The organism is Nitrospirillum amazonense, assembly GCF_007828045.1.
Classification (GTDB): domain Bacteria; phylum Pseudomonadota; class Alphaproteobacteria; order Azospirillales; family Azospirillaceae; genus Nitrospirillum; species Nitrospirillum amazonense_C.
In genome coordinates this window covers 226,333-246,662 of record NZ_VITN01000002.1, presented here as the reverse complement: position 1 = coordinate 246,662, position 20,330 = coordinate 226,333, and the positions used below count along the sequence as shown (strand labels likewise).

Here is a 20,330-nt window from a genome sequence, read left to right as displayed (position 1 = left end):
GAGGGTGTCAGGCGGGCCGTATCCGGGGAGACGCGGAGTAGGGATCGAGGGTGGTGATGCCCCGCCCGGCCACGTCGGCGGAATTGCGGGTCACCAGGATCAGCCGATGGATGCGGGCCGTGGCTGCCAATCCGGTATCGTCGGTATGTTTCTCGCTGGCGCCCAGCAACCTGCCCCATAGGGCCGCGATCTCACGGTCGACAGGAAGGATCCGGTCCGCCAGGGCATCGAAGCTCGCCTGCACCCGGGTCCCGATTACCGCCGCGACGTCGGGTTTGGTGCGCCGGAGCTTCTCCACGCCCTTCATGACCTCACGCACGGTGATGGTGCTGAGGGCCAGATCGGAATCATCCACCTGCGCCAGCCAGGCCTTCACATGCTCGTGTGGCGCTGTCTTGCCGATCTCGCGGAAGACGTTGGTGTCGAGCAGGTATTTCATGGCTCGCTGGCCGGGCCGTCGAGCACCTCATCCAAGGCTTCCAGTCCGGCCCCTCGCAAGGCGCGCTTCACCGTCGTCCGGGGATAGGGGCGCCCGGGCTTGGGATGGACGTCGGCATAAGCCTTGGCTGTGTCCACCATCGCAGGCGTGACCGAGGGATAATCGTCGCGGATTTCCTCAGCCGACAGGCCGCCGGCCAGCAGGGCCGCGATCCGATGCACCTCGATGGCGGTTCCCTTGAGCAACGGCTCGCCATCGGCACGGAACTCGACCTTGTCGGCCAGCGCGGACAATTCCTGCGCCCGCGCCTCGACCTCCGCCTCGAACGCGTCCATTGTCACGCTCAGCCGGCCGAACCGTACCTCCCGGGTTCCCTCCGCAGGACTCCGCTTCAGAGCCAGGTAGAACTCGGTCCGGCCCTTGGGCGTCAATTCCTCGCGCAGGGTGCGGACCGCGTGGAGATAGACAAGATCCCGCCAAGCGATGGCCCGGACCGGTCCGCCCGCCTTGGTGACCAGCCGGGCCTGCACCGGCCCCTCGTCCATGGCCTTGCGCACCGCCTTGATGGGTTCGCGCAAGACGAAGGCGGCTTCGGCGGCGGTGAACTCGAGCATGTTCGGCATAGCGAGGTCTCCAATTCTGCCCCAATATTGGGGTTGCGTTGGCTGATGTCAAGTCGATGGACGGCATCCTGACGGGCCGCTCCGCCGACCGTTTCTATTTCTACGCTGTCCTACGATGGCGGCTGTTGGCTGTTGCGCTAGCCTGAATCCGGTCTTCTTTATCTATCCCGTCTCTCTCAAGGCGGGCCAATCCCATGACTGGCGGGCGCATCCTCTGGGGTCAGATTGCGGCGGCGCTGGTGTTGGTGCTGGCCGGCGTCTGGCTCGCCACCCAATGGGTGGCCTGGCGCCTGGGCTATGCGCCCGCCTTGGGCCGGCCCTGGTTCTTGCTGGGCGCCAGCCCCGTCTATCGCCCTGAGCTGTTCTTCCTCTGGTGGCTGCGCTTCGACGCCTACGCCCCGCGCGTCTTCCTGGTTGGCGCCTGCATCGCCAGTGCCGGCGGGGTCGGTGCGCTGCTGGTGGCCGTGGTCGGCTCCACGATGCGGGCCCGCGCCGCCGGTGCGGTGGCCACCTACGGCTCCGCCCGCTGGGCGGTGGCCGAGGAGGTGCGCGGGGCCGGCTTGCTGGCCGATGCCGGGGTGATGCTGGGGCGGATGGGGCGGCGCTATCTGCGCCATGATGGGCCGGAGCACGTCCTGGTGTTCGCGCCCACCCGCAGCGGCAAGGGCGTCGGCCTGGTGGTGCCGACCTTGCTGACCTGGACGGAGAGCGTCCTGGTCCATGACCTCAAGGGCGAGAACTGGGCGGTCACCGCCGGCTGGCGCGCCCTGTTCTCCCACTGCCTGCTGTTCGATCCCACCAATCCCCGGTCCGCCGCCTACAACCCCTTGCTGGAGGTGCGGCTAGGGGCCTGCGAGGTGCGCGATGTCCAGAACGTGGCGGACATTCTGGTCGATCCGGATGGCGCGCTGGAGCGGCGGAACCATTGGGAGAAGACCAGCCACGCCCTGCTGGTCGGCACCATCCTGCACGTCCTCTACGCCGAGGCGGACAAGACCTTGGCCGGCGTGGCGGCCTTCCTCTCCGACCCCGCCCGGCCCATCGACCGCACGCTCCGCGTCATGATGCGGACCAAGCACCTGGGCGACCGGGTGCATCCGGTGGTGGCCCAGGCGGCGCGGGAGCTGCTGAACAAGTCGGAGAACGAGCGCAGCGGCGTGCTGTCCACCGCCATGTCCTTCCTGGGCCTCTACCGCGACCCGGTGGTGGCCCGGGTAACCGGGCGGTGCGACTGGCGCATCACCGACCTCATGGAGGGCGAGCGGCCGGTGTCGCTCTACCTGGTGGTACCCCCCTCCGACATCAGCCGCACCAAGCCGCTGATCCGCCTGGTGCTGAACCAGATCGGCCGCCGGCTGACGGAGCGCCTGGACAACCCCGCCCGGCGCCGGCGCCTGCTGATGATGCTGGACGAGTTCCCCGCGCTGGGCCGGCTGGATTTCTTCGAGACCGCGCTGGCCTTCCAGGCGGGCTACGGCATCCGCGCCTTCCTCATCGCCCAGTCGCTGAACCAGATCCAGAAGGCCTACGGCGAGCACGACGCCATCATGGACAACTGCCACATCCGGGTGTGCTTCGCGACCAACGACGAGCGCACGGCCCGGCGCATCTCCGACGCCCTGGGCACGGCCACCGAGCAGCGGGCCATGAACAACTATGCCGGCCACCGCCTGGCGCCCTGGCTCAGCCACCTGATGGTGAGCCGGCAGGAGACGGCGCGCCCCCTGCTGACCCCCGGCGAGGTGATGCAACTGCCGGCCACCGATGAGCTGGTGATGGTGGCGGGCACGCCGCCCATCCGGGCGCGCAAGCTGCGCTATTACGAGGAGCCGCAACTGCGCGACCGCGTCCTGCCGGCGCCGGTGCTCAACGACACTGTCTATCCCGACCGCCCCCCAGGCCGGCCTGATGACTGGTCGGGCCGGGCGGCCCGGGGCGAGCCCACCGGGCCCGGCGGCGCGGGCGGTGCCGAGGGCGAGGAGGGCGGCATCCGGCAGGAGCCGGACTTGGCTGGCCCCGACCAAGCCGCCCCGCCCCTCGACCCTACCGACGAGTTCGCCGTGGCCGATGACGGGCCCGATGACGAGGGGCCGCGCCAGCGGGTGATGGCTAGGCTGCCAGTCGCCCGGGCGGCGGCGCTCGACCCCGATGACGGCATGGGGCTGTGACCATGAAGAGCCGCCTCAACTGCTACTTCGATCCCAAGCTGGCCGACCAGCTGACCGACCTGGCCCTGCGCCAGGGCGTGCACCGGTCGCAGCTGGTGGAGGCGGCGGTGGCCTCCTTCCTGTCGCCGGACGCGCTGGACCGGCGCGAGGCCGCCTATGCCCGCCGGCTGGATCGCTTGTCGCGGCAGTTGGAGCGGGTGGAGCGCGACCTGACCATCGCCATCGAGGCCCAGGCGCTGTTCGTGCGTTTCTGGCTGTCGGTGACGATGCCCATCCCCGCCGAGCACCAGGCCGCCGCCAAGGCCCAGGGCACCCAGCGCTATCAGAACTACATCGCCACCCTGGGCCGCCGGCTGCAGCGCGGCGAGAGCCTGGTCCAGGAGATCAGTGTCGAGATCTGGCCGGAGCGTCACCAGGCCGCCAGCCCGGATAGGGCGGACGCCGAACCGGCGCCAGGCGAGGCGGCGGCGGCCCATGTCTGACGGTTCCACCCTCGTGGCCGCCCGCACGGCCCGTATGCTGCGCAGCGCCTTGGGGCCGCTGCTGGCCGACCTGCTGCGGGCGCCGGACATCGTGGAGATCCTGCTGAACCCTGATGGCCGGCTGTGGGTCGACCATCTGTCCGCCGGCCTGGCCGTCACCGGCCATCGCCTGTCCGCCGCCGATGGGGAGCGCATCATCCGCCTGGTCGCCTCCTGCGCCGGAGAGGAGGTGCATGGCGGCCACCCCTCCATCTCCGCCGAACTGCCCCCGGACGCCGACGGCCAGGGCGGGGAGCGGTTCGAGGGTCTGCTGCCGCCGGTGGTCACCGGCCCCACCTTCGCCATCCGCAAGCCGGTGGCCATGGGCTTGGGCCTGGACGATTACGTCGCCGCCCGGGTCATGACCGCCCGCCAGGCCGCTACCCTGCGCAGCGCGGTGGCCGAGCGCTGGAACATCCTCGTCGTCGGTGGCACCGGCACGGGCAAGACCACGCTGGCCAACGCCCTGCTGCGGGAAATGGCGCAGACGGGCGACCGCATCATCCTGATCGAGGACCGGCGGGAGCTGCGCTGCGACGTGCCCAATGTGGTGCCCTTGCGCACCCGCCCGGGCGTCATGGGCATGGGGGACCTGGTGCGCGCTAGCCTGGCCTTGCGCCCCGACCGCATTCCCGTGGGCGAGGTGCGCGGGCGCGAGGCCCTGGACCTGCTGAAGGCCTGGGGCACCGGCCATCCCGGCGGCATCGCCACCCTGCACGCGGGCTCCGCCCCGGGCGCCCTGCGCCGGCTGGAGCAACTGGTGCAGGAGGCGGTGGTGACGGTGCCCCGGCCGCTGATCGCCGAGACCATCGACCTTATCGCCGTCCTAGCCGGCCGGGGCCCGCAACGACGCCTGGCTGGCCTGTGGCGTGTCGCTGGGCTCAAGGGCGACGACGGCTACGCCTTGGAACCCCTGGGCGCTGGCCCCCTGGCGCTGCCCACCCCCATTGAACCTGGAGGTTCGTCATGAAGCGTTTTCCCCTGCGCTGGTCCCTGGCCACCGCGCTGCTCTTGCCCCGGGCGGCCCTGGCCGCCGGCACCAGCATGCCGTGGGAGCAGCCGCTGCAGCAGATCCTGGACTCCGTCCAGGGCCCCGTCGCCAAGATCATCGCCGTGCTCATCATCATCGGCACCGGCCTGGCGCTGGCGTTCGGCGAGACCTCCGGCGGCATGCGCCGGCTGATCCAGGTGGTGTTCGGCCTGTCCATCGCCTTTGCCGCCGCCAGCTTCTTCCTGACCTTCTTCAGCTTCTCCGGCGGGGCGCTGGTGTCATGACCGGTGACCTTGCCGGCTGGCTGGTGCCGCTGCACCGGTCCTTGACCGAGCCCATCCTGCTGGGCGGCATCCCGCGCGGCCTGGCCATCGCGCTGGGCACGCTGGCCGCCGCCATCGGGCTGGGCTTGCAGCTGTGGCTGGCGGGGGCGGCGGTCTATGCCCTGGGCCATGGCGTGGCCCTGTTCCTGACCCGCCAGGATCCACAGTTCCTGCCGCTGTTCGCCCGTCATTTGCGGGTCGCCCGACACTTGCTGGACGTCTGACCATGCTCGACCTCCGCGAATACCGCGCCCAGCGCCGGGAACTGGCCGACTACCTGCCTTGGGCCGGGCTGGTCGGGCCGGGCCTGGTGCTGAACAAGGACGGCAGCCTGCAACGCACCGCCCTGTTCCGGGGGCCGGACCTGGACGCGGTGCCGGCGGCGGAACTGATGGCGGTGGCGGCCCGCGTCAACAACGCGCTGAAGCGCCTGGGCGAGGGCTGGGCCCTGTTCGTCGAGGCGGCCCGGCGGCCGGCCACCGGCTACCCGGACAGCCGCTTTCCCGACCTGGTCTCCCGCCTGGTGGATGAGGAGCGCCGGGCGGCGTTTGACCAGGAGGGCGCCCAGTTCGAGAGCGAGCAGTTCCTGACGCTCTGCTACCTGCCGCCGCCGGAGCGCACGGCCCAGGCGGGCCAGTTGCTTTACGACACGGCCGGCCGGCGGCGGGAATTGGACTGGCGATTGGTGCGCGACGCCGTCGTGGCGGAGGGGGACCGGGTGCTGGATCTGCTGGTGCCGCTGATGCCGGTGTGCCGCTGGCTGGACGATGCCGAGACCCTGGCCTATCTCCACGGCTGCATCTCCACCCATGGCCGCCACCCGGTGACGGTGCCGCCGGTGCCCTTCCACCTGGACGGCCTGCTGCCCGATTGCGCCCTGACGCCGGGGGTGGCGCCGCTGCTGGGCCGGGCGCACCTGCGCACCCTGACCCTGCGCGGCCTGCCCGATGCCACCTGGCCGGGGCTGCTGGACGCGCTGAACCACTTGGCCTTGCCCTACCGCTGGGTGGTGCGCTGGCTGCCGCTGGAGAAGGCGGAGGCGCAGAAGGAACTGGCGACCAAGCGCCGGCACTGGTGGGCCAAGCGCAAGGGCATCGCCGCCCTGCTGCGCGAGGTGCTGTGGCAGCAGGAATCCCGCTTGGTCGACAGCGATGCCGAGGCGCAGGCGCTGGATGCCGACATGGCGCTGCGTGAACTGGGCTCGGACGCCGTCAGCTATGGCTATTTCACCGCCACGGTCACCGTGTGGAATGAGGACGAGGCGGTGGCGGCGGAGCGGGCGCGGGCGGTGGGGCGGGTGGCGCGCGGCCTGGGCTTCGTGGCGGTGGAGGAGGGGCTGAATGCGGTGGAGGCCTGGCTGTCCAGCCTGCCCGGCCAATGCTACGCCAATGTGCGCCAGCCGCTGGTCTCGTCGCTGAACCTGGTGCATATGCTGCCGCTGTCGGCGGTATGGGCGGGGCCGGAGCGCAACGCCCATCTGAACGGTCCCCCGTTGCTGGTGGCGCGCACCGCCGGGGCGACGCCCTTCCGGCTGGTCACCCACCAGGGCGATGTGGGGCACACCCTGATCTTGGGCCCCACCGGGGCGGGCAAGTCCTTGCTGCTGGCGCTCATGGCGCTGCAGTTCCGCCGCTATCCCCAGGCCCGGGTGGTGCTGTTCGACAAGCGGCGGTCCTCCAAGGCGGCGGTCTGGGCGGCCGGGGGCGTGTTCCATGACCTGGCCCTGGGCGAGGAGCGGGCAGGGGTGCAGGCCATCGCCTTCCAGCCTCTGGCCCGCATTGACGAGGCGGCGGAGCGCGCCTGGGCGGCGGAGTGGATCGAGACCCTGCTGGGGCAGGAGGGCGTGCCCCTGACGCCGGCGGCGCGCGGCATGGTGTGGTCGGCGTTGGGCAGCCTGGCTGGGGCGCCGCCGGCCGAGCGCACGCTGTCCGGGCTGGTGGCGCTGCTGCAATCCAACACCCTGAAGGCGGCGCTGGAGCCCTACACCCTGTCCGGCCCCTTCGGCCGCCTGCTGGACGCGGACGCCGAAAGCCTGAGCGATGTCAGCCTGCTGGCCACCGAGACGGAAGATCTGCTGGGCTCCAAGCGGGCGGCGCGGGCCGTCCTGCTCTACCTGTTCCATCGCATTGAGGGCTGGCTGGACGGTCGGCCCACCCTGATCGGGGTGGATGAGGCTTGGGTGGCGCTGGACGATGCGCTGTTCGCCGCCAAGCTGCGGGAGTGGCTGAAGACGGTGCGGGGCAAGAACGCCCTGGTGGTGTTCGCCACGCAGAGCCTGGCCGATATTCTGGACTCTCCCGTCGCCCCGGCGGTCATTGAAAGCTGCCTGTCGCGCATCTTCCTGCCCAACGCCCGCGCGGTCGAGCCGGAGAGCCGGCAGGCCTATGTCCGCCTGGGCCTGAACGACCGCCAGATCACCACCATCGCCCAGGCCGTGCCCAAGCGGGACTACTGGTTCCAGTCGGCCGCCGGCTGCCGCCTGTTCGAGTTGAGCATGGGCCCCGCCGCCTTGGCAATCTGCGGCGCCTCCCAGCCCGAGGACTTGGCGCAGGTGGACCGGGTGCTGGCCGAGGCGGGGCCGGAAGGGTTCGGTGCCGCCTGGCTGCGCGCCCGGGACCTGCCCTGGGCGGCCGACTTGGTGGAGGGCTGGTCATGAGGCGGCGCTGGACCGTTGCCCTGTTGGGCTTGGTGCTGCTGGCGCCGCCCGCAGAGGCCCAGTGGGCGGTCATCGACCATGCCAACCTGGTGCAGAACACGGTGGCGGCGGCGCGGGCGTTGCAGGAGATCAACAACCAGGTCGCCCAGATTCAGCAGCTCACCCAATCGCTGCAGTACCAGGTGCGCAACCTGACGACGCTGCCCTATTCCAGCTTGGCGCAGCTGCAGGCCTCGATGACCCAGCTGACGACCTTGGTAAGCCAGGCCCAGCGGCTGAGCTTTGATGTCAGCCGGCTGCAGCAGCAGATGCAGGTGCTGTATCCGGCCTATGACGGCGCCGTCACCCAGGCGGGGGTGGTGGCCGATGGCGATGCCCAACGCGCCGCCGCGGTGGAGGCGCATCGCCAGGCCCTGGCCGTGCAGGCCCAGGTGGTGCAGGGCGGTGCCGCCGACCAGGCGCTGATGGCGGCGCTGGTGGATCAGAGCCAGGGGGCGGTGGGCGCTTTACAGGCCACGCAGGCCGGCAACCAGCTGCTGGCGCTGCAGGTGCGTCAGCTCGCCACCACCCAGGATCTGCTGGCCGCCAACGCCCGTGCCCAAACGGCGGAGGCCTTGCGTATCACTGAAGAAGAGGCGGCGGCGCAGGCGGAGTGGCGCCGGTTCGTGGGCGCGGGGGTGGGGTATACTCAGATACCCGTTCAGGTGTTTGGAGGCTCCCCATGAAGACGCGCACTCTCGTCGCGGCGGTGGCCGCCGCTGCCGTTGTCACCGCCGGTTCCATCGCCCTGCTGGCCCGCGCCGCCGACCCCACCGTGGAGCAGTTGCTGGCCGACCATGCCCTGCTGCGCCAGGAACTGGATCGCTGCCGGGATCTGGGCATGAAGGCGGTGGACGATCCCCGCTGCACGGTCGCCGATGAGGCTGAGCGGCGGCGGTTCATGGGCAAGGGCGCGGGCCAGTATAACCCGCCGCCGGTTCAGCTGTTTCCGAACATGCCCGACAAGTCTGTGCCGGCCCAGCAGCCATCACAGACCGCGCCCCCATCGAAAACGGAGCCGCCTCATGGCTAGCGATATCTCCGTTCTTGATCATTTCCTCGACGTTTTCAGTCGCACCATTGATGGCGGCTTTGGCCTGATTGCCGGCGATGTCGGCTTCCTGGTCACGGTGCTGATCGGCATTGACGGCACCCTGGCCGGGTTGGCGTGGGCTACCGGCGAAGAGGATGTTCCCCAGGCCTTGGCTAAGAAGGTGCTGTCCGTCGGCTTTTTCGCCCTGGCGCTCAATCATTGGAATCAGCTTGCGGGGGTCATTTTTCAGAGCTTTGCAGCGCTCGGATTAAAGGCTACCGGGTCGACGTTGGACTTTGTTGATTTCCAGCACCCCGGCCGTCTCGCGTACGCTGGCGTGGAAGGCGCCCAGGTGCTGCTGAACCAGTTCCAGCGCCTGTCAGGCTTCCCCAAGGTGTTCAGTAATTTAGGCGAGGTCGCGCTGCTGACCATGGCCATTCTCATCACCCTGCTGGCCTTCTTCATCCTGGCCATCCTGCTGTTCCTGGCGGTCATCGAGTTCAAGCTGACGACCTTGAAGGGCTTCATCCTGGTACCCTTCGCCTTGTGGAAGGGCACGGCCTTCATCGCCGAGCCGGTGCTGGGCCAGGTGGTCACCTCGGGCGTCCGCATCCTGGTGTTCGCCGTCATCACCGGCATCGGCACCCGGCTCTACACGGAAATCCTACCCACCGACCCGGCGCAGGAGCTGAGCCTGCAGGACACGATGACCATTCTGCTGGCGGCCATGACTGTGGCCGGCCTGGCCTTCGCCGCCAACCGTTTGGCGGGCGGCCTGACCTCCGGCGCGCCGCAGTTGGGCCTGGGGGCCGCGGCGGCGCCGGTGGCTATGGTGGCCGGCACCGCGGCCTTGGCGGCGGGGGGCGCCGGTATGACCGCCCGGGCGGCGAGTGCCGATGCGGGGGCGGCAAGTGGTGGCTTGGGCCGGGGCATGGGCGCGGCAGCGCCCGCAGCGCCGGCGAGCCCGCCACCCCCGCCGCTGGCCTCATCTTCGCCGCCCGCCTCCACCACTCCGGCTTGGGCGGAGCGTCTGCGCCAGCAGGCGGTGGTGCGCGCCACGGACCATCTGTCACGGGAGGATGGCGGTGGCGGCTCCGCCATGCGGCCCCAATTGAAGGGGGATGGACCATGAGATGGCGGCGCCGACAGGCCCGGTACGGCGAGACACCCGCCCCCGTCACGCCCTACCAGCGGGCGGAGCAGCTGTGGGATGACCGCATCGGCAGCGCCCGGGTGCAGGCCGCCAACTGGCGCCTCATGGCCTTCGGCTGCTTCGGCCTGGCCGCCGTGCTGCTGGGCGACGATGTTCGCATGCGGGCCCGGGCGGTGGTGACGCCCTTCGTGGTGGAGGTGGACAAGCTGGGGGCGATCCAGGCGGTGGCGCCGGCCACGGCGGACTACCGCCCCAGCGACGCCCAGGTCGCATACTTCCTCGGGCGCTTCGTCACCGAGGTGCGCGGCCTGTCGGTGGACCCGGTGGTGGTGCGCCAGGCCTGGCTCGACGCCTATGGCCAAATCACCAGCCGCGCCAAGCCGGCGCTGGACGCCTACGCTCGCCAAGCGGACCCCTTCGGCCGGCTGGGCCGCCACGCCGTAACAGTGGACGTCACCAGCGTGGTGCGGGCCAGCCCTGACTCTTTCCGCGTCGCCTGGATCGAACATCCCTTCGAGGACGGGGCGCCGCAAGCGCCCCTGCGCTGGTCCGCCATCCTGACGGTGGTGATCCAGACGCCGCACACCGAGTCCCGCCTGCGGCAGAACCCGCTCGGCCTGTACATCGACGCCATCAACTGGGCCCAGGAGTTGGGGCCGGGAGGATCGCCATGACGCGTTGGCTTTGCCTGGCCCTCAGCCTTCCCTTGGTCGCCTGTGCCCACAAGCCTCCGGCCATCACCTACGACGTCCCACAGCCTACCCAACTGGAGCCGGCACCACCCAAGCCGGTGGAGATCGTCACCCTGCCGGAGCCCTTGCCCCTGCCAGGGCAGCTCAAGCCATTGGTGCCGGAAGGCGCTCCAACGGCAGAGGCCACGGATCCGGCCAAGCGGGTGCAGGCCGCCAACGCGGGCGCCAAGGTGCTGCCCAGCCGCGACGGCTACATCAATGCCATGCAGGTCTTCCCCTACACCGAGGGGGCGCTCTACCAAGTCTATGTGGCGCCGGTGCATGTCACGGACATTGCCCTGGAACCGGGGGAGGAATTGAAGTCGGTGGCCGCCGGCGACACCGTGCAATGGAAGATCGGCGACAGTGAGAGCGGCAGCGGCGAGGGCCGGCAGGTGCATGTGCTGGTGAAGCCCCTGGCCGCCACCCTGCCCATGAACAACCTGGTGATCCTGACCGATCGCCGCAGCTACCACCTGGAGGCCCATCCCACCGCCTCCACATATATGGCCGAGGTCTCCTGGCGCTATCCGGCCGACGCTTTGGTGGCCTTGAAGGCCCGCAACCGGGATGAGGAAGGGCGAGCCACCGCCCAGGCCGCGGATGGCCTCGACCTCTCCGCCCTACGCTTCCGTTATGAACTGAGTGGCGATACGCCACCCTGGCGGCCGGTGCAGGTGTTCGACGATGGTCGCAAGGTCTATATGCGTTTCCCCGCCGGTATCAGCCAGGGGGAGATGCCGCCCCTGTTCGTGGTGGGACCGGACGGTGCCACGGCCGAGCTGGTGAACTACCGGGTGCGCGGCGCCACCCTGATCGTCGACCGGCTGTTCGCCGCTGCGGAACTGCGCCTGGGCGCCGATCCGCAGCAGGTGGTGCGCATCACCCGCATCGACGGCCGGGGCTGACATGGACCCGACCCCGGAGCCCCCGACCAAGGCGGATCCGGCGGCCTTCGCCCTGCGGGCGCGGCCGCGACCGGTGACACGGCTGTCGCGCCGGACCTTGGGCATCGCCAGCGCGGTCCTGGCCTTGTTGGTGGTGGTGGCGCTGTGGTGGGCGCTGACCTGGAAACCGCCGAAGCTGACGGCCGATCAGCAGCTTTACGCCACCGAGGTCAAGCCGGACGATAGCCTGACAGCACCACCGCCCGGCTATGCTGACCTGACCCGACACCCGGCGGTGCCTCCTGCATCGCAGCCATTGCCGCCACCGTCGCCAATGCCAGCGTTCACCAGTCCCGGCGGGCCGGCGAACTCTGCGGCGCAGGAGCGGAACCGCCAGCGCCAGCAGGCCGCCGCGTCCCCGGTGTTCTTCACCGTGACAGCCCATGCCGCTGGTCCATTGCTGGAAGCGAAGGAGGAACCAGGGCAGGGGGCGGCCGTTGCCGCTGGGGAGGAGGCTGAAGACAACGATCCCAACCAGCAGGCCCATAAGCGGGCTTTCCTGCACGGTCCAGCAGACACCATGACCGTGGCGGCGCATCGGCTGCAACCACCAGCCTCCCCCTATGTCATCCAAGCCGGCACCGTCCTGGCGGCGGCGCTGGTGACAGGCTTGAATTCCGACTTGCCTGGGCAGGTCACCGCCCAGGTGACGGAGAACATCTATGACAGTGTCACGGGTCGGTTCCTGCTGATCCCTCAGGGTGCGCGCCTGCTGGGCACTTACGACAGCGCCGTGACCTACGGCCAGTCGCGCATCCTGGTGGTGTGGACACGCCTGCTGCTACCCAACGGCAAATCCCTGGTGCTAGACCGCCTGCCGGCTACCGACACGGAGGGCCACGCCGGATTGGAAGACGAGGTCGATTACCACACCGGCCGCCTGCTGCGCGGCATGGTGCTTTCCACCCTGCTGGGGGTGTCCGGCGAACTGGCCAGCAATGGCGATACCCAGACCAACGGCGGCGGCAATGTCGTCGTGGCCGTGCGCCAGAGCGGCGATAACGCCGCCAACCAAGTAGGGCAACGACTGGCGGCCAAGGACCTGGGCGTTCAGCCCACGCTCACGGACCGGCCGGGGCTGCCCTTGCGCGTGCTGGTGAACCGCGATCTGATGCTTGAGCCCTACTCTCAGAAGTGAACGCCTCCGACAATTGCAGTGCGGTTCACAATTCGCTGCTGCTACGGCGCAGGAGATATGTGTCCATGACCCAGCCGTTCTTGAGCCGCGCCTCTGCCCGTAGGCGCTCGATGTCGTCCACAACGTCCTTCAGCTTTCCCGCCACCAGGATTTCGTCCGGCGTGCCCAAGTAAGCCCCCCAGTGGATCTCGATATCTTCCTGGTCGGCGTAGCGCCTGTAGCTGTTGTCGGCATCGAGCATGACAACGACGCAGTCGGCATTGTTGGGGAACCCTTCCGCCAGCCTACGGCCCGTGGTGATCTCAATCGATCGACCGATATGGTTCAGGGATGTTTTGTGCCGTGCCGCAAGGGCCTGCACGCTACTGATACCGGGTATCATCTCGTATTCCAGGTCGTGTCGGCCGGTCGCGGCGATGGTCGCGATGATCCGGATCGTGCTGTCATATAGGGTCGGGTCGCCCCAGACGAGGAAGGCGCCGCATTCGCCATCCCGCATCTCCGAGGTGATCAGGCGCTCGAACAGGACCTGCTTGTCGCGGTTCAGACCATCGACCGTTGAAAGATAATTCTCTGACGTCCGGTCCCATTGCGGGCTGGTCGCGTCGACAAAACGGTAATCGTCGCCCTGGATGTAGCGCCGGCAAATTTCTTTGCGCAGTTCGATTAGCCGGGATTTCTCCGCGCCCTTGTCGAGGATGAAGAAAACGTCGACCTGGTTTAGGGCGTTGACGGCTTGGATGGTTACATAGTCGGGATTTCCGGCGCCAATGCCGATGATTAGTATCTTCTTCATGGTAACCACCGGTTTTGAAATCATCGAAGAACGCGCCTGACTTTATCAGTTTTTCCGGGCGACCGCCGCTCCCGGCTGTGCGAAAACCGGCTTCGGGCGCCCGTCGGCATCGACCGCGACCATCTCAAAGACCCCATCCATGGCATGGCTGTTCGGGCCGCCCTTCGGCGGGCGGCTCTGGCCACTGACCGCGACCGTCATGGACGACCGGCCGATGCGCACGACGCGCGCCGTCAGTTCCAACAGGTGCCCCACGGGAATGGGCCGGCGGAAGACCACCCTGTCTGCGGCCACCATGACGACGTCGCAGCCGGCGCGGCGGCTGGCAGCGATGAAGGCGGCCTTGCCCATCAGGTTCAGCGCCTGGCCGCCGAACAGGGTGCCGTAGTGGTTGGCGAGGCCGGGAAACACCATTTCGGTCAGCACCGAGGCGGCGTCGGTATCCATGGGCCCATCCATCGTGTGTCTCCTTAATCCCACTTGCCATCAGCACTGACATTCTCAATATTCGCAAAAGGAATTCCCGGAAACGCTTGAAGTTGCGTAGATTTGTTAATGATATCCGGCGAATGAGTGAATGTTGTGGATGACAGGCCATGCGTAAGCAATTCGTTGGCGTGCGGCTGCGCCGGTTGCGGGAGGAACGGGGGCTGAGCCAGGCGGCGCTGGCCCGCGCGCTGGAGCTGTCGCCCAGCTACCTCAACCAGCTGGAACAGAACCTGCGGCCCCTGACCGTGCCCGTGCTGCTGAAGATCAACGCGGTCTTCGGCGTCGACGTGCAGCTGTTCTCCGAGGATGAGGAGGCGCGGCTGGTCGCCGACCTGCGCGACGCGCTGACCGAGGCCGGGGTGGGGGACGGTGTCGCGCTGGCGGAGCTGCGCGAGTTGGCCTCCACCATGCCGGCGGTGGGCCGCGCCCTGATGTCGCTGCACCGCCGCTACCGTGAGGTCTCCGGCCGGCTGGAGCAGGTCTCGGCGCGGCTGGGGGAGGATTGGCAGCAGGCGCCCAAGCCGCTGATGCCGTTCGAGGAGGTGCGCGACTTCTTCTACGCGCGCCATAACCATATCGACACGCTGGACCTGGCGGCGGAGAAGCTGTACCGCGCGGCGGACCTGGTCATCGGCACTATGGCGCCTGGCCTGCTGGCGCACCTGGCGCGGCGTCATGGCGTGCGGCTGGTGATGGAGGATGGCGGGGACCGGCCCACCCGTCGTTACGATGCCGCCAGCCGCACCCTGCACCTCGCCGCCGACCTGACGGCGGGGCAGCGCGCCTTCCATATGGCCACGCAGGTCGCCTTCCTGGAATGCGGCGATGAACTGGACCGGCTGACGGCCCAAGGCGATTTTTCGGGCGAGGAAGCGCGGCGGCTGGCCCGCATCGGCTTGGCCAACTACTTCGCTGGCGCCGTGCTGTTGCCCTATCAGCCCTTCCTCTCCGCCGCCGAAAGCCTGCGCTATGACATCGAGCGGCTGGAGCGGCAGTTCGGCGTGCGGTTCGAGACAGTGTGCCATCGGCTCAGCACCCTGCAACGGTCGGATGCCCGGGGGGTGCCCTTCTTCTTCGTGCGAGTGGACCGGGCGGGCAACATCTCCAAGCGGCAATCGGCCACTGACTTCCACTTTTCCCGCGTCGGTGGCTCCTGCCCCCTGTGGAACGTCTATGAGGCCTTCGCCCAGCCGGGCCGTATCCTGACCCAGCGGGCGGTGATGCCGGAGGGACGGCAATACCTCTGGGTGGCGCGCACCGTCACCCATGGTGCCGGCGGCTATGGCGCGCCGGCCAAGCAGTTCGCTATCGGCCTGGGCTGCGACATCCGCCATGCCGCCCGCCTGGTCTACGCCAAGGGCATGGACCTGTCGGACCCGGACGCCGCCACCCCCATCGGCGCCGGCTGCAAAGTCTGTGAACGGACCAACTGCGCGCAGCGGGCCTTTCCGGCCATTGGCAGGCCCCTGGTGGTGGATGAGACGGTGGCGACCATTGCGCCCTATCGAGGCCGGGAGTGAAGAACGGAAAAGACCCGTCCCTCACGCCCTTCGGGTTCAGCTATAGCGCTTGTCCAAGGCATCCCACTCGGGCTTGCCCACCAGGCGCTGGCGTTCGGCGAAGGGGGTGACGAGGCCGCTGGTCTCCGTCACTTCCTTTTCGTCGCGCAGCACCGTCAGGGCCTTCTGCATGCCCATGACGGCGCCCTGCAGGGCGGCGTTGGCGTAGAGCACGACGCCGTAGCCCAGTGCCGCCAATTCGGTGGCGTTGAAGATGGGGGTCTTGCCGCCGATGACCATGTTCATCAGCTGTGGCTTGGCCAGGCGTTGGGGCAAGGCGCGGATTTCATCGGCTGTCGTCACCGCCTCCACGAACAGAATGTCGGCGCCGGCCTCGGCGAACTGCTGGGCACGCTCGATGGCGGCGTCGAAGCCGTGGACGGCGGCGGCGTCGGTGCGGGCCATGATCAGCAGGCCCGGGTCGCGGCGGGCATCCACCGCGGCCTTGATCTTGGACACCGCCTCCTCGGTGGAGATGACGTCCTTGCCATTGAAATGGCCGCAGCGCTTGGGCGCCACCTGGTCTTCCAACTGGATGCAGTCCGCACCCGCCCGCTCCAGCGTGCGCACGGTGTGATAGACGTTCAGCGCGTTGCCGAAGCCGGTGTCGGCATCGACCAGCAGCGGAACATTCACCGTGTCACGGATGCGGGCCGTATGGTCGGCGATCTCCGCCAGGCCCATGAAGCCCTGGTCCGGCATGCCGAACCACATGTTGGTGACACCGGCGCCGGTGACGTAGATGGCCTCGAACCCGAGGTCTTCCACCACCTTGGCGGACAGGGCGTTGAAGGCGCCGGGCACGATGACGCCGCGGCGGGCCTCCACCAGTTCCTTGAGTTTCTTGCGGGTAGACATGGCTGTTTCCTTGAGGCTCAAAACACATCGGCGGGTACGCGAACCCAGCCTTCCATCAGGATGCGGGCGCTACGGCTCATGATCGCCTTGGTGACCGCCCACTGGCCGTCCACCAGCTTGGCTTCGGCACCCACGCGCAGGGTGCCGGAGGGGTGACCGAAGCGGACGGAGGTGCGCTCACCGCCGCCGGCGGCCAGGTTGACCAGGGTGCCGGGCACGGCCGCCGCCGTGGCGATGGCCACCGCCGCCGTACCCATCATGGCGTGGTGCAGCTTGCCCATGGACAGGGCGCGGACCAGCAGATCGACATCGCCGGCGGCGATGGCCTTGCCGCTGGAGACGACATGGTCCGCCGGCGGCGCCACGAAGGCGATCTTGGGCGTGTGCTGGCGCTTGGCCGCCCCGGCCAGGTCAGGGATCAGCCCCATGCGCACGGCGCCGATGGCACGCAAGGCCTCGAACCGTGCCAGGGCATCGACGTCGCCGTTGATGGCGCCCTGCAGTTCGGTGCCGGTGTAGCCGATGTCAGCGGCCCGCACGAAGATGGTGGGGATGCCGGCGTTGATCAGCGTGGCCTTCAGCCGGCCGCCGGGCACCAGGCTCTCCGGCACCTCCAGCACATCGACCAGGTTGCCGGTGGGGAACATGGACCCGCCGCCGTCCCCGTCGCTCTCGTCGGCCGGGTCGATGAACTCCAGCACAATCTCCGCAGCCGGGAAGGTCACGCCGTCCAGCTCGAAATCGCCGGTCTCTTGCACCTGGCCGCCGCTGACCGGAACGTGGGCGATGATGGTCTTGCCGATATTGGCCTGCCAGATGCGCACCGTGCACACCCCCTCCTGCGGGATGCGCGCTGGGTCCACCAGGCCGGCATGCAGGGCGAAGGCGCCGGCCGCCGTGGACAGGTTGCCGCAATTGCCCGACCAGTCGATGAAGGCGGTGTCGATGGCGACCTGGCCGTAGAGATAGTCCACGTCGTGGTCCGGCCGCGCACTCCTCGACAGGATGACGCATTTGCTGGTGCTGGAGGTCGCACCCCCCATGCCGTCGGTGTGCTTGCCATAGGGGTCGGGGCTGCCGATCACCCGCAGGAACAGGCGGTCACGGGCCTCACCGGGCACGCGGCAAGCTTCCGGCAGATCCTCCAGGCGGAAGAACACGCCCTTGCTGGTGCCGCCGCGCATATAAGTGGCGGGGATGCGGACTTGTGGGGCCTGGGCCATCACACGGCCTCCTTCGTTCGCGTAGCGGCCAGGAAATCCTGGGCGAAGCGCTGCAGCACGCCGCCGGCCTCATAGATCGACACTTCCTCGGCCGTGTCCAGGCGGCAGGTGACGGGCACCCGCTCAGCCGTGCCATCGCGGCGGTGGATGACCAGCGTCAGGTCGGCGCGCGGTTCGCGTCCACCCTCCACATCATATGTCTCGGTGCCATCCAGGCCCAGGGTCAGGCGGGTGGTGCCCGGCTTAAACTCCAGCGGCAGCACGCCCATGCCGATCAGGTTGGTGCGGTGGATGCGTTCGAACCCCTCGGCCACGATGGCCTCCACCCCCGCCAGGCGCACGCCCTTGGCCGCCCAGTCGCGGCTGGACCCTTGGCCGTAGTCGGCGCCGGCGATGACGATCAGCGGCTGCCGGCGATCCAGGTAGGTCTCGATGGCCTCCCACATGCGCGTGACCGTGCCGTCGGGTTCCAGCCGAGTGAGGGAGCCCTTCTTCACCGCCCCGTCCACCACCGCCATCTCATTGACCAGCTGCGGGTTGGCGAAGGTGGCGCGCAGGGCGGTCAGATGGTCGCCGCGATGCGTGGCGTAGGAGTTGAAGTCCTCCTCCGGCACGCCCATGCGCGTCAGGTACTCGCCCGCCGCCGAGTTCGCCAAGATGGCGTTGGAGGGCGACAGATGATCGGTGGTGATGTTGTCCGGCAGGATGGCCAGGGGGCGCATGGCCTTCAGCGTGCGCGGGGTGGCGGCCAGGGCGCCCACCCCTTCCGTGTCCCAATAGGGTGGGCGGCGGATGTAGGTGGAGGTGGGGCGCCAGTCGTACAGAGGGCTGACCTTCTCGACGCTGTGCCGCCCCGCGCCGAACATGGGCTCATACACCTGGCGGAACTGCTCCGGCCTCACGCTGGCGGCCACGATGGCGTCGATCTCCTCATCCGACGGCCACAGATCTTTCAGCGTGACCGGCCGGCCCTGGTCATCGGTGCCCAGCACGTCGCGCTCGATATCGAAGCGTACGGTGCCGGCGATGGCATAGGCCACCACCAGGGGCGGGGAGGCCAGGAAGGCCTGCTTGGCGTAGGGGTGGATGCGGCCGTCGAAGTTGCGGTTGCCCGACAGCACGGCGGTGGCATAGAGGTCGCGTTCCATGATCTCCCGCTGGATCGCCGGGTCCAGCGCGCCGGACATGCCGTTGCAGGTGGTGCAGGCATAGGCGACGATGCCGAAACCCAGCGCCTCCAGCTCCCGCAGCAGGCCCGCCTCCTCTAGGTACAGCCGCGCGACCTTGGAACCGGGGGCGAAGGAGGTCTTGACCCAGGGCTTGCTCACCAGGCCCAGGGCGTTGGCGTTCCGGGCCAGCAGGCCGGCCGCCACCACGTTGCGCGGGTTGGAAGTGTTTGTGCAACTGGTGATGGCGGCGATGATAACGGCGCCATCGGGCAGCAGGCTCTCACGCTCCTCCGCCAGCGCCCCCTCCAGGTTCACGGCGATGCCGCGGTCTCGCAGGGCGGATGTGGGCAGGCGCTTATGCGGGTTGGACGGGCCGGCCATGGTGCGTTCGACACTGGCCAGGTCGAATTCCAGCACCCGCTCATACTCCGCCGTCGTCAGGGCGTCGGCCCACAGGCCCAGGGCCGTGGCGTAGGTCTCGACCAACGCCACCTGCTCCGGCGCCCGGCCGGTCAGGGTCAGGTACTCGATGGTCTGCTGGTCGATGTAAAACATGGCGGCGGTGGCGCCGTATTCTGGGCACATGTTGGAAATGGTGGCTCGGTCGCCGATGGACAGGCTGTCGGCGCCGCCGCCGAAGAACTCCACCCAGGCGCCGACCACGCGCTCCCGGCGTAAAAACTCGGTCAGGGCCAACACGATGTCGGTGGCGGTGATGCCCGGTTGGCGCCGGCCCGTCAGGCGGACGCCGACGATGTCCGGCAGGCGCATCATGGAGGCGCGGCCCAGCATGACCGTCTCCGCCTCCAGCCCGCCCACGCCGATGGCGATGACGCCCAGGGCGTCAACGTGCGGCGTGTGGCTGTCCGTGCCCACGCAGGTATCGGGGAAGGCCACGCCGTCCCGCACCTGGATGACCGGCGACATCTTCTCCAGGTTGATCTGGTGCATGATACCGTTGCCGGCGGGGATGACGTCCACGTTCTCGAAGGCGCGTTTGGTCCAGTCGATGAAGTGGAAGCGGTCCTCGTTGCGGCGGTCCTCCACCGCGCGATTCTTCTCGAACGCCTGCGGATCGTGGCCGCCGTACTCCACGGCCAGCGAATGGTCCACGATCAGCTGGGTCGGCACCACCGGGTTGACCTTGGCCGGGTCGCCGCCCTGGTCCGCGATGGCGTCGCGCAGGCCCGCCAGGTCCACCAACGCTGTCTGGCCCAGGATGTCGTGACAGACGACGCGGGCCGGGTACCAGGGGAAATCCAGATCCCGCCGGCGCTCGACCAGCTGGCGCAGGGCGTCGGTCAGCAGCGCCGGGTGGCAGCGGCGCACCAGCTGCTCCGCCAGCACCCGCGACACATAGGGCAGCCCGGCCCAAGCGCCCGGCCGGGTGGCGTTGACGGCGGCCGGCGCGTCGAAATAGTCCAGCCGCGTGCCCGCTAGCGGCTTGCGATAGGCACTGTTCAGCACGATCCCC

Annotated in this window: 20 protein-coding genes; 13 read left to right on the top strand and 7 right to left on the bottom strand. The window is 69.0% G+C overall.

Translation table 11 applies throughout. The features are described from left to right. Window positions 1-7: 7 nt before the first annotated feature. Both FBZ89_RS03565 and FBZ89_RS03560 read right to left on the bottom strand, forming a co-directional pair. Complete coding sequence (locus FBZ89_RS03565) at window positions 8-439, bottom strand: type II toxin-antitoxin system VapC family toxin (RefSeq protein WP_145748658.1); 432 nt, start codon at window positions 437-439, stop codon at window positions 8-10. Beyond that, window positions 436-1,062: a DUF433 domain-containing protein gene (locus FBZ89_RS03560; RefSeq protein ID WP_145748657.1), complete on the bottom strand. Its 627-nt coding sequence runs from the start codon at window positions 1,060-1,062 to the stop codon at window positions 436-438. Before FBZ89_RS03560 ends, FBZ89_RS03565 begins: the two co-directional genes overlap by 4 nt. A gap of 194 nt (window positions 1,063-1,256) precedes the next feature. Between FBZ89_RS03560 and FBZ89_RS03555 the strand changes: the two genes are divergently transcribed. Genes FBZ89_RS03555 through FBZ89_RS03500 form a run of 12 tightly spaced genes read left to right on the top strand, consistent with a single transcriptional unit; the run spans window position 1,257 to window position 12,762 of the window. After that, a complete protein-coding gene (locus tag FBZ89_RS03555; RefSeq protein WP_145748656.1) occupies window positions 1,257-3,230 on the top strand; it encodes a conjugal transfer protein TraG in 1,974 nt (657 codons plus the stop codon). Between the two features lie 2 nt (window positions 3,231-3,232). Continuing rightward, entirely contained in the window at window positions 3,233-3,712 is a 480-nt protein-coding gene (locus tag FBZ89_RS03550; RefSeq protein WP_145748655.1) for a conjugal transfer protein TraG, read from the top strand. Beyond that, a complete protein-coding gene (gene trbB / locus FBZ89_RS03545; RefSeq protein ID WP_246172020.1) occupies window positions 3,705-4,721 on the top strand; it encodes a P-type conjugative transfer ATPase TrbB in 1,017 nt (338 codons plus the stop codon). Before FBZ89_RS03550 ends, trbB begins: the two co-directional genes overlap by 8 nt. Continuing rightward, entirely contained in the window at window positions 4,718-5,026 is a 309-nt protein-coding gene (locus tag FBZ89_RS03540) for a TrbC/VirB2 family type IV secretion system protein (RefSeq protein ID WP_145748654.1), read from the top strand. The genes trbB and FBZ89_RS03540 overlap by 4 nt, the downstream gene beginning before the upstream one ends. Beyond that, window positions 5,023-5,289 carry a VirB3 family type IV secretion system protein gene (locus FBZ89_RS03535; RefSeq protein WP_145748653.1) on the top strand — a complete coding sequence of 89 codons (267 nt, stop codon included), beginning with the start codon at window positions 5,023-5,025 and terminating at the stop codon, window positions 5,287-5,289. Before FBZ89_RS03540 ends, FBZ89_RS03535 begins: the two co-directional genes overlap by 4 nt. 2 nt (window positions 5,290-5,291) lie before the next feature. Further along, a complete protein-coding gene (gene trbE / locus FBZ89_RS03530) occupies window positions 5,292-7,721 on the top strand; it encodes a conjugal transfer protein TrbE (protein ID WP_145748652.1) in 2,430 nt (809 codons plus the stop codon). Then, window positions 7,718-8,446, top strand: coding sequence for a P-type conjugative transfer protein TrbJ (trbJ, locus tag FBZ89_RS03525; RefSeq protein WP_145748651.1), 729 nt, complete (start codon window positions 7,718-7,720; stop codon window positions 8,444-8,446). The genes trbE and trbJ overlap by 4 nt, the downstream gene beginning before the upstream one ends. Further along, window positions 8,443-8,793, top strand: a complete 351-nt coding sequence (trbK-alt, locus tag FBZ89_RS03520; protein ID WP_246172019.1) for a putative entry exclusion protein TrbK-alt — start codon at window positions 8,443-8,445, stop codon at window positions 8,791-8,793. Before trbJ ends, trbK-alt begins: the two co-directional genes overlap by 4 nt. After that, the gene (gene trbL, locus FBZ89_RS03515) at window positions 8,786-9,925 is read left to right on the top strand and encodes a P-type conjugative transfer protein TrbL (protein WP_145748650.1); all 1,140 of its coding nucleotides are present in this window, start codon (window positions 8,786-8,788) and stop codon (window positions 9,923-9,925) included. The genes trbK-alt and trbL overlap by 8 nt, the downstream gene beginning before the upstream one ends. Continuing rightward, window positions 9,922-10,620 carry a conjugal transfer protein TrbF gene (gene trbF / locus FBZ89_RS03510; protein ID WP_145748649.1) on the top strand — a complete coding sequence of 233 codons (699 nt, stop codon included), beginning with the start codon at window positions 9,922-9,924 and terminating at the stop codon, window positions 10,618-10,620. The genes trbL and trbF overlap by 4 nt, the downstream gene beginning before the upstream one ends. After that, a complete protein-coding gene (gene trbG, locus FBZ89_RS03505) occupies window positions 10,617-11,585 on the top strand; it encodes a P-type conjugative transfer protein TrbG (RefSeq protein ID WP_145748648.1) in 969 nt (322 codons plus the stop codon). Before trbF ends, trbG begins: the two co-directional genes overlap by 4 nt. Window position 11,586: 1 nt before the next feature. Continuing rightward, window positions 11,587-12,762 carry a TraB/TrbI/VirB10 family type IV secretion system protein gene (locus tag FBZ89_RS03500; protein ID WP_246172018.1) on the top strand — a complete coding sequence of 392 codons (1,176 nt, stop codon included), beginning with the start codon at window positions 11,587-11,589 and terminating at the stop codon, window positions 12,760-12,762. 25 nt (window positions 12,763-12,787) lie between these two features. Here FBZ89_RS03500 and cobF read toward each other — a convergent pair whose 3' ends face one another. Together cobF and FBZ89_RS03490 are read right to left on the bottom strand one after the other, a co-directional pair. Continuing rightward, window positions 12,788-13,558 (bottom strand): precorrin-6A synthase (deacetylating), encoded by a 771-nt coding sequence (gene cobF / locus FBZ89_RS03495; protein ID WP_145748647.1) that lies wholly within the window; start codon window positions 13,556-13,558, stop codon window positions 12,788-12,790. Window positions 13,559-13,603: 45 nt separating this feature from the next. Then, window positions 13,604-14,005: an acyl-CoA thioesterase gene (locus FBZ89_RS03490; RefSeq protein ID WP_145748646.1), complete on the bottom strand. Its 402-nt coding sequence runs from the start codon at window positions 14,003-14,005 to the stop codon at window positions 13,604-13,606. Between the two features lie 149 nt (window positions 14,006-14,154). Here FBZ89_RS03490 and FBZ89_RS03485 point away from each other — a divergent pair, with 149 nt between their 5' ends. Next, the gene (locus tag FBZ89_RS03485; protein WP_145748645.1) at window positions 14,155-15,567 is read left to right on the top strand and encodes a short-chain fatty acyl-CoA regulator family protein; all 1,413 of its coding nucleotides are present in this window, start codon (window positions 14,155-14,157) and stop codon (window positions 15,565-15,567) included. 36 nt (window positions 15,568-15,603) lie between these two features. Here FBZ89_RS03485 and FBZ89_RS03480 read toward each other — a convergent pair whose 3' ends face one another. The 3 genes from FBZ89_RS03480 to acnD are packed head-to-tail and all read right to left on the bottom strand — an operon-like array spanning window position 15,604 to window position 20,323. Further along, window positions 15,604-16,464, bottom strand: coding sequence for an isocitrate lyase/PEP mutase family protein (locus FBZ89_RS03480; protein WP_145748644.1), 861 nt, complete (start codon window positions 16,462-16,464; stop codon window positions 15,604-15,606). A 17-nt stretch (window positions 16,465-16,481) separates the two neighbouring features. Further along, window positions 16,482-17,687, bottom strand: coding sequence for a 2-methylaconitate cis-trans isomerase PrpF (prpF, locus tag FBZ89_RS03475; protein WP_145748643.1), 1,206 nt, complete (start codon window positions 17,685-17,687; stop codon window positions 16,482-16,484). Continuing rightward, the gene (gene acnD, locus FBZ89_RS03470; protein WP_246172017.1) at window positions 17,687-20,323 is read right to left on the bottom strand and encodes a Fe/S-dependent 2-methylisocitrate dehydratase AcnD; all 2,637 of its coding nucleotides are present in this window, start codon (window positions 20,321-20,323) and stop codon (window positions 17,687-17,689) included. Before acnD ends, prpF begins: the two co-directional genes overlap by 1 nt. Between the last annotated feature and the right edge of the window lie 7 nt (window positions 20,324-20,330).

Excerpts from the sequence above, each read along its gene's own strand:
- FBZ89_RS03535 (WP_145748653.1), top strand. The coding sequence starts at position 5,023 with ATGACCGGTGACCTTGCCGGCTGGCTGGTGCCGCTGCACCGGTCCTTG.
- trbJ (WP_145748651.1), top strand. The coding sequence starts at position 7,718 with ATGAGGCGGCGCTGGACCGTTGCCCTGTTGGGCTTGGTGCTGCTGGCG.
- trbG (WP_145748648.1), top strand. The coding sequence starts at position 10,617 with ATGACGCGTTGGCTTTGCCTGGCCCTCAGCCTTCCCTTGGTCGCCTGT.
- FBZ89_RS03555 (WP_145748656.1), top strand. The coding sequence starts at position 1,257 with ATGACTGGCGGGCGCATCCTCTGGGGTCAGATTGCGGCGGCGCTGGTG.
- FBZ89_RS03485 (WP_145748645.1), top strand. The coding sequence starts at position 14,155 with ATGCGTAAGCAATTCGTTGGCGTGCGGCTGCGCCGGTTGCGGGAGGAA.
- FBZ89_RS03565 (WP_145748658.1), bottom strand. The coding sequence starts at position 439 with ATGAAATACCTGCTCGACACCAACGTCTTCCGCGAGATCGGCAAGACA.
- FBZ89_RS03490 (WP_145748646.1), bottom strand. The coding sequence starts at position 14,005 with ATGGATACCGACGCCGCCTCGGTGCTGACCGAAATGGTGTTTCCCGGC.
- prpF (WP_145748643.1), bottom strand. The coding sequence starts at position 17,687 with ATGGCCCAGGCCCCACAAGTCCGCATCCCCGCCACTTATATGCGCGGC.
- cobF (WP_145748647.1), bottom strand. The coding sequence starts at position 13,558 with ATGAAGAAGATACTAATCATCGGCATTGGCGCCGGAAATCCCGACTAT.
- FBZ89_RS03480 (WP_145748644.1), bottom strand. The coding sequence starts at position 16,464 with ATGTCTACCCGCAAGAAACTCAAGGAACTGGTGGAGGCCCGCCGCGGC.
- trbE (WP_145748652.1), top strand. The coding sequence starts at position 5,292 with ATGCTCGACCTCCGCGAATACCGCGCCCAGCGCCGGGAACTGGCCGAC.
- FBZ89_RS03560 (WP_145748657.1), bottom strand. The coding sequence starts at position 1,062 with ATGCCGAACATGCTCGAGTTCACCGCCGCCGAAGCCGCCTTCGTCTTG.
- trbL (WP_145748650.1), top strand. The coding sequence starts at position 8,786 with ATGGCTAGCGATATCTCCGTTCTTGATCATTTCCTCGACGTTTTCAGT.
- FBZ89_RS03500 (WP_246172018.1), top strand. The coding sequence starts at position 11,587 with ATGGACCCGACCCCGGAGCCCCCGACCAAGGCGGATCCGGCGGCCTTC.
- trbB (WP_246172020.1), top strand. The coding sequence starts at position 3,705 with ATGTCTGACGGTTCCACCCTCGTGGCCGCCCGCACGGCCCGTATGCTG.
- FBZ89_RS03550 (WP_145748655.1), top strand. The coding sequence starts at position 3,233 with ATGAAGAGCCGCCTCAACTGCTACTTCGATCCCAAGCTGGCCGACCAG.
- trbK-alt (WP_246172019.1), top strand. The coding sequence starts at position 8,443 with ATGAAGACGCGCACTCTCGTCGCGGCGGTGGCCGCCGCTGCCGTTGTC.
- trbF (WP_145748649.1), top strand. The coding sequence starts at position 9,922 with ATGAGATGGCGGCGCCGACAGGCCCGGTACGGCGAGACACCCGCCCCC.
- FBZ89_RS03540 (WP_145748654.1), top strand. The coding sequence starts at position 4,718 with ATGAAGCGTTTTCCCCTGCGCTGGTCCCTGGCCACCGCGCTGCTCTTG.